This window comes from Paratractidigestivibacter sp. (genome assembly GCF_963660155.1).
Taxonomy (GTDB): Bacteria; Actinomycetota; Coriobacteriia; order Coriobacteriales; family Atopobiaceae; genus Paratractidigestivibacter.
On the sequence record NZ_CAVKWG010000046.1, the window covers coordinates 1 to 5,617 of the forward strand.

Here is a 5,617-nt window from a genome sequence, read left to right on the forward strand (position 1 = left end):
CGCAGGCCCACGCGTGTGCAACGGGTTAGTCGCGGTCGAGGCGATAAGTGTTGGCGAGCTGGGCGCCGGACTGGGCCCAGCGTTCCTCGGAGACGACATAGCCGTTCACGCGCAGCTTGGATATGAGCCTGTCGACGGTCTTCTCGCTGCGCCCGACAGCGGCGGCAATGGCTGACTTGGTCAGAGGCTCGCCCTCGTGCTCGGAGAGGAACACGACGATGGCCTTGGCCGCAGGGGTCGGCCTAAAACCGACGTTTACGTGCCCAAGCGTGGGCAGGACCTCCTCGAAGCGGACAATCAGCGCCGCGCTCTTTTCCTGCCGAGCTATCTTGCTCTCCTCTTGCTTGCTCAACGTGCTCCCCAAATTCGGCAACCGTGGCGGACTCCCCCGGACCCAGGCGACCAAATAAACGAAATAACATCTGATATCGAGAGTATTTACCCGAATAATTCAGGATGACCAGTAATTAATTTAGCGAGACGCATCCCAAATAGCTAGCGAAAAGATAAATAAACACCAGTTAAACGTGGCGACAGATGTGCTGATACAATCGCTTGTGGTTTCTCTCTTGATGCCATCGATATAAATTGTTTTGTTAGTTCTCCACAAAGCACCCCCTCCAACACTGCATTTGTTGGTGATTTTGGTCAGTTTTGGCCATGAAATGACCCCCCCCCCGCAGAAAGTTAATAGGGAACCGAAGCGCCCCCGCCGGCGCCGCGCCTGCGCAAATACGCCTTAGCCGCCGGCTAAGTTTTCGCACTTGCGGCCGGTCTCTTTCCACCAACAATTGACATAACGCCAATTCGGCGGAAGCTTATATTGCAATCGTTGGGTCACCGGGCACCGAACGCCGGGCGCGAAGGAGCAGCACATGGAGGGCCAGAACCAGGTCGTGTTTCGACCGTTTACCGAGAAGGACTTCGAGGCCCTCGCGGCGTTGTTTGCCCAGCAGTGGTGCTCTGAGCTGAACGATGAGGCCGCGCGCCTCGCAAGCCAGATCGACATTTGCACGTATCTGGCCGAGACGGACTGGTCGCTTTTGGCGCAGCACCCGCAGACCGGCGCAGTGCTCGGGGCGGCGCTGCTGCACCAGGGAGGCGCGCCCCACGAGCGCTGGCTTGCCCGCAAACAGGAGCTTCTCGCCGAGGCGCGCGCAAATAAAGGCCTGTTCGGCGACGTAATGCGCGACATCAGCGTTATTGACGAGGAGGCCGCGCTGGGCGCCGAGTACGTGGCGAGCGGGCAGGTCGGCTGCGAGGCCGAGCTCAAGCTCCTCATCGTGAGCCCGGCCGCGCAGGGCCTGGGCGTCGGCGGGCGGCTCTTTGGCGGGGCAAAGGCGCAGGTGGCCGAGGCCGGGTGCCGCGGGTTCTTCTTGCTAACGGACGACTCGTGCGACGTGAGCTTCTACGAGCACAAGAAGCTGCTGCGCATGGAGACGCGGCGCATCAATGCGGTCGAGGCGCCGTGCCCGCCGACCGAGTCGGGGCCGCAGGGCGAGGGGTTCAACATGTACGTCTACGCGCAAGAAGTGCGGTAATGGACGCGGCGACAGGCGCGGCGGTCGCGGCAGCGGCGACGGGCGCGGCAGCGGCGACGGGCGCGACAGGCGCGGCAGTGGCGGCGGGCGCATCGAATAAACCGCAGGTCGTCGGCCGTTTTGCCCCCTCCCCTTCCGGCCGCATGCACCTGGGAAACGCCTTCTCGGCGCTGATGGCGTGGCTCTCGGCGCGCTCGGCCGGCGGGCGCATGGTGCTGCGCATCGAGGACCTGGACCCGCGCGCCAGCTCCCGCGAGCGCGCGGCGACCCTCATCGACGACCTCTCGTGGCTGGGGCTTACCTGGGACGAGGGACCGTATTTCCAAAGCGAGCGGCTGGGCGTGTACGACGAGGCCGTGGCGCGGCTTGGCGAGATGGGCCTCACTTACCCCTGCTTCTGCTCGCGCGCCGAACTCCACGCGGCCAGCGCGCCGCACGCCTCGGACGGCACGTACCTGTACGCGGGGACGTGCCGCGGGCTCGGCGCCGAGGAGGTGGCGCGCAGATCCGCCCTGCGCACGCCCGCGATTCGCCTGCGCGTCCCGGCGGCCGACGACCCCGCGGGCAAAATCGCCTGGCGCGACCTCGGCTTTGGTCCGCGGCAAGAGGTTCTCGCCGAGGAGTGCGGCGATTTTTTGATCCGGCGAAGCGACGGCGTGACGGCCTACCAGCTCGCCGTGGTGGTGGACGACTGCCTTATGGGCGTAAACCAAGTCGTGCGCGGGTGCGACCTGCTGGGGTCCTCGGCGAGACAAACGTACCTCGCGCGGCTGCTCGGCTTCGAGGCGTCCGCGTTCGGGCACGTGCCGCTGCTCGTCGCGCCGGACGGACGGCGGCTCTCCAAGCGCGATCGCGACCTTGACCTCGGCGCGCTTCGCGAGGCGGGTGTTAGGCCGGAGCGCGTCGTCGGCGCGTTGGCCGCCGCGGCCGGACTCGTCGATGCGGGCACGGAAGCCGCGGCCGCAGACCTCGTCGGCGCCTTCTCGTGGGCAAGAATCGCCGTTTGCCGAGCAGAAATTGTTGTTGATAAAGATTTTCTCGCGCGACCTGTTGGTTAAAGGGGCCGTTTTGCGTTATGATGCTCAAGCACCATTTGGAGAGCTGACCGAGAGGCCGAAGGTGCTCGCCTGCTAAGCGAGTATACCCCTAAAGGGTATCTGGGGTTCGAATCCCCAGCTCTCCGCCAGAATGCACAGCCCGCCCGCGCCCAGCGCCGGCGGGTTTTTTGGTGCGCGCGGACCGGAGAATGCGGGCTTGCGGACAAAGGGGCTGTCCCTTTGTTCGCAAGGGCGGCCGCAGCCGTCGCCTTCTCACCACAATTCCAACATTTTTTGGAATCTGGGTTGACGGACACTCTAAAGGCTGGCAATATGTCTTATTGCACGCGGCGTTACCTCAGCTGGATAGAGGACCTGACTACGAATCAGGGCGTCATAGGTTCGAATCCTATACGCCGCACCACGCAAATTAAAGGGCTCCTTCGGGAGCCCTTTTTGTTGCCGATTTTCGGCGCCAGTCGCCGACGCGTCGTCGCCCGCAGCCGCGCCGCCCGCGGCCGCGCCGGATCCTACGCCGGCCGCAGCCCCGCGTCCCCACCGGAGTCCACGCACGCGTACGCATACGCGATCCCCTCGCGGTCGCAAAGGTCCATCAAGTCCAGGATGTCGTTCTCCTCGTCGGCGGCAAAGGCCTCGAGGCTCGCCGTTCCAAACACCTCACGCAGCGCACGCTCAAGGACATATACTTGCGATGCATTGATAGCCACCTGCAGGCACGCCGCATCGGCGTCGTACGCATCCACCACCGACGGCCCGCAGATGTCCTCTCGAAGCACCGCCTCGCCGCGCGACCCCTCCCCCACGAACATGATCCGCAGGTCGTCCCCAGCGGCAAACCTCGCGACCTCGTGCAACTTGCCGGCCTCAGCCATTCGCTCCCCTTCCAGGCACTCGCGTCTTTACCACACTAGTATGGGGTACCCGCGGGACAACAATGCCGCCCGCGAAAACTCGCGAGCGGCATTTGGTTCAACGCTCTATGGATGCGGCGCGGGCGGAGCCGGCGAATAAGGCAAAGGGACCGCCCCCGTGTCTTACTCGCGTCCCGCTGCGTCTTACTCGGGCTTGATGACCTCGAGGCCGCCCATGTAGGGACGCAGGGCCTCGGGCACGGTGATGCTGCCGTCGGCGTTCTGGTAGTTCTCCATGATGGCGGCCATGGTGCGGCCCACGGCCAGGCCGGAGCCATTGAGGGTGTGCACAAAGCGGGTGCCCTTGAAGTTGGCCGGGTCGCGGTACTTGATGTTGGCGCGGCGAGCCTGGAAGTCCCAGCAGTTGGAGCAAGAAGAGATCTCCTTGTACGCGTTGTAGCTGGGCAGCCAGACCTCGAGGTCGTAGCACTTGGTGGCCGAGAAGCCGATGTCGCCGGTGCAGAGGGTGACGACGCGGTACGGAAGGCCCAGCGCCTGCAGGCAGGCCTCGGCCTCGCCGACCATGGACTCGAGCTGGTTCATGGAGTCCTCGGGCTTGGCGAACTTGACCATCTCGACCTTGTCGAACTGGTGCACGCGGATGATGCCGCGGGTGTCGCGACCGGCGGAACCGGCCTCCTCGCGGAAGCACGGCGTGAAGGCGGTGTAGAGCAGCGGCAGCTTGTCGCCGTCGATGACCTCGTCGCGGTGGATGTTGGTGAGCTGGACCTCGGCCGTGGGGATGAGGTACAGGTCGGGGTTCACGTGATAGAGGTCCTCGTCGAACTTGGGCAGCTGGCCCGTGCCAAAGAGGCTGTCGTGGTTGGTGATGACGGGCGGCCACCACTCCTTGAAGCCGGCCTTGTTGTGCATATCGATAAAGAAGTTGATGAGCGCGCGCTCCATGCGGGCGCCCATGCCGCCCAGCAGATAGAAGCGGGCGCCGGCGAGCTTGACGCCGCGGTCGAAGTCGATCATGCCCAGGTCGGGGCCGAGGTCCCAGTGAGCCTTGGCCTCGAAGTCGAACTCGCGCGGGGTGCCCCAGCGACGGGCCTCGGGGTTGTCGGAGTCGTCCTTGCCGTAGGGCACGGACTCGTGCGGGATGTTGGGGATGGCGGCAACAAGGTCGAAGAGCTCCTGCTCAACGGCGCTGCGCTTCTCGCCGAGCTCGGCGATGCGCTCCTTGTTGGCGGCGACCTGGGCCTTGGCGGCCTCGGCCTCGTCCTTCTTGCCCTCCTTCATGAGCTGACCGATCTGCTTGGAAACGGCGTTGCGGTCGGCCTGGAGCTTCTCGACCTCGGCGATGACGGAGCGGCGCTCCTCGTCGAGCTCGAAGAACTTCTCGCGGTCCCAATGGGCATTCTGGCGGGACTCGCAGGACTTGTCCACGGCGTCGGGGTTCTCGCGGACGAACTTGATGTCGAGCATGTGCACTCCTCGCTTTTGCTCTTGCGGTGCAGGTTGGCCGGGCCGGCGACGCGCGGCGACGCGCGGCACGGCAATGCTCCAAGTATATACTTGTACGAGGAAAATCACGCAGATGCTATAGGAGGCAGACATGCAGGCGATCGGCGACTTTTTTACGTGGCTCTTTAACACCAAGACGGGCGTGATCGCGCTGATCGTGGGCGGGCTGGTGGTGTGCCTGCTCATCGCCTTCCTCATGGAACGCAAGACGAAGCAGATGTACTTCAACCACGAGAAGGGCGAGGACGACTGGTCGCTCTTCGACGACGACGAGGAATAGGGGCCGCGGCGTGCGGCCCCCTCGGCCGGGCCCGCACACGGCCGCGCACCTACACCGCCCAGACCGGAAAAGCCCAGGATCGGCCGCTGATCGGGTAGGCATCCTGCGCCATGCAGAGGATGCACCCGAGCCCCACCTCGCGCTTGAACGAGGCCAGGTCTTCGGGCGCGTCCGCCTTGAGCGGGTCGAGCACGCCGAGGTTGCGCTCGTCCAACCCGCAAGATATGCCGCGAGGCCGGTGTCGAGAAAGTGCATGATGGGCTGCTTGGAGAGGCGCTTTAGCAGGTTGTTCGAATAGGGCTGAACGACCTTGACCATATAGGAGCTCTCGAGCAACGAGAGCCAGGTCTTCGCCGTTTT

General features: G+C 64.5%; 7 protein-coding genes, 2 tRNA genes and 1 pseudogene. 5 read left to right on the forward strand and 5 right to left on the reverse strand.

Annotated elements, in window-relative coordinates; translation table 11 throughout:
- Positions 1 to 25: 25 nt before the first annotated feature.
- Positions 26 to 352, reverse strand: coding sequence for a hypothetical protein (locus tag U5709_RS08860; protein WP_321970664.1), 327 nt, complete (start codon positions 350 to 352; stop codon positions 26 to 28).
- A gap of 523 nt (positions 353 to 875) precedes the next feature.
- On the opposite strand from U5709_RS08860, the gene U5709_RS08865 reads away from it, so the two are divergent.
- From U5709_RS08865 to U5709_RS08880, 4 genes are all read left to right on the forward strand, one after another.
- Positions 876 to 1,541, forward strand: coding sequence for a GNAT family N-acetyltransferase (locus U5709_RS08865; protein WP_321970663.1), 666 nt, complete (start codon positions 876 to 878; stop codon positions 1,539 to 1,541).
- Complete coding sequence (gluQRS, locus tag U5709_RS08870) at positions 1,541 to 2,599, forward strand: tRNA glutamyl-Q(34) synthetase GluQRS (RefSeq protein ID WP_321973233.1); 1,059 nt, start codon at positions 1,541 to 1,543, stop codon at positions 2,597 to 2,599. The genes U5709_RS08865 and gluQRS overlap by 1 nt, the downstream gene beginning before the upstream one ends.
- Positions 2,600 to 2,636: 37 nt before the next feature.
- Positions 2,637 to 2,727 (forward strand) — tRNA-Ser (locus U5709_RS08875).
- A 198-nt stretch (positions 2,728 to 2,925) separates the two neighbouring features.
- A tRNA-Arg gene (locus U5709_RS08880) sits at positions 2,926 to 3,002 on the forward strand.
- A 106-nt stretch (positions 3,003 to 3,108) separates the two neighbouring features.
- Here U5709_RS08880 and U5709_RS08885 read toward each other — a convergent pair.
- Together U5709_RS08885 and serS are read right to left on the reverse strand one after the other, a co-directional pair.
- On the reverse strand, positions 3,109 to 3,471 hold the full coding sequence (locus tag U5709_RS08885) for a hypothetical protein (protein WP_321973234.1): 363 nt from the start codon (positions 3,469 to 3,471) through the stop codon (positions 3,109 to 3,111).
- A 183-nt stretch (positions 3,472 to 3,654) separates the two neighbouring features.
- Complete coding sequence (serS, locus tag U5709_RS08890; RefSeq protein ID WP_321970661.1) at positions 3,655 to 4,938, reverse strand: serine--tRNA ligase; 1,284 nt, start codon at positions 4,936 to 4,938, stop codon at positions 3,655 to 3,657.
- Between the two features lie 130 nt (positions 4,939 to 5,068).
- Here serS and U5709_RS08895 point away from each other — a divergent pair, with 130 nt between their 5' ends.
- Positions 5,069 to 5,257, forward strand: coding sequence for a DUF6724 family protein (locus U5709_RS08895; RefSeq protein ID WP_321970660.1), 189 nt, complete (start codon positions 5,069 to 5,071; stop codon positions 5,255 to 5,257).
- 49 nt (positions 5,258 to 5,306) lie between these two features.
- Here the strand turns inward: U5709_RS08895 and U5709_RS08900 are convergent, their stop codons facing one another.
- Both U5709_RS08900 and U5709_RS10685 read right to left on the reverse strand, forming a co-directional pair.
- Positions 5,307 to 5,471, reverse strand: a complete 165-nt coding sequence (locus tag U5709_RS08900) for a hypothetical protein (RefSeq protein ID WP_321973235.1) — start codon at positions 5,469 to 5,471, stop codon at positions 5,307 to 5,309.
- A gap of 44 nt (positions 5,472 to 5,515) precedes the next feature.
- Positions 5,516 to 5,575, reverse strand: a pseudogene (locus U5709_RS10685) (hypothetical protein); the annotation flags it as partial.
- Between the last annotated feature and the right edge of the window lie 42 nt (positions 5,576 to 5,617).

Excerpts from the sequence above, each read along its gene's own strand:
- U5709_RS08865 (WP_321970663.1), top strand. The coding sequence starts at position 876 with ATGGAGGGCCAGAACCAGGTCGTGTTTCGACCGTTTACCGAGAAGGAC.
- gluQRS (WP_321973233.1), top strand. The coding sequence starts at position 1,541 with ATGGACGCGGCGACAGGCGCGGCGGTCGCGGCAGCGGCGACGGGCGCG.
- U5709_RS08885 (WP_321973234.1), bottom strand. The coding sequence starts at position 3,471 with ATGGCTGAGGCCGGCAAGTTGCACGAGGTCGCGAGGTTTGCCGCTGGG.
- serS (WP_321970661.1), bottom strand. The coding sequence starts at position 4,938 with ATGCTCGACATCAAGTTCGTCCGCGAGAACCCCGACGCCGTGGACAAG.
- U5709_RS08895 (WP_321970660.1), top strand. The coding sequence starts at position 5,069 with ATGCAGGCGATCGGCGACTTTTTTACGTGGCTCTTTAACACCAAGACG.